Origin of the sequence: Haloarcula sp. Atlit-47R, assembly GCF_003665985.1 — an archaeon.
In the GTDB taxonomy this organism is placed as follows: domain Archaea; phylum Halobacteriota; class Halobacteria; order Halobacteriales; family Haloarculaceae; genus Haloarcula; species Haloarcula taiwanensis.
The window spans coordinates 1-429 of the sequence record NZ_QPLQ01000113.1 but is presented as its reverse complement, the minus strand read 5'-3'; the positions used below and the strand labels follow the sequence as shown (position 1 = coordinate 429).

The following is a 429-nucleotide window of genomic DNA, read 5'->3' as shown; positions in this document are numbered from 1 at the left end:
GGGAAGGTAGCGATGGTACAGTTGAGAGCGCACCAGCCGATCAACCTCGATGGCAGCATCGATCTTGAGGCCTGGCTGGACCACATTCTGAGCGTCGATCCGGCGCTGGATCGCGAGGCGCTGAAGCAGGCCTGCGAGTTCGCCCGCGAGGTGGAACAGCAGGCCAACGCGGCGCAGAACCTCTGGGCCGAGGGCACCTCGAGCTTCCAGATCGGGCTGGAGATCGCCGAGATCCTCGCCGACCTCAAGCTCGACCAGGACAGCCTGGTGGCCGCGGTGATCTACCGCGACGTGCGCGAGGGCAAGACCAGCCTCAAGGTGGTGGCGGAGCAGTTCGGCGCGGTGGTGGCCAAGCTGATCGAGGGCGTGCTGCGCATGGCCGCCATCAGCAACAGCGTCAACCCGCGTGAATCGGTGGTGGTCGGCTCC

At 66.2% G+C, this 429-nt stretch carries 1 protein-coding gene; it reads left to right on the top strand.

Annotation, left to right across the window (positions count from 1 at the left end; all coding sequences use genetic code 11):
- Nucleotides 1-12 precede the first annotated feature (12 nt).
- Nucleotides 13-429, top strand: a 417-nt coding sequence (locus DVK00_RS21120; RefSeq protein ID WP_147435965.1) for an HD domain-containing protein, incomplete at its 3' end; no start/stop codon positions are given.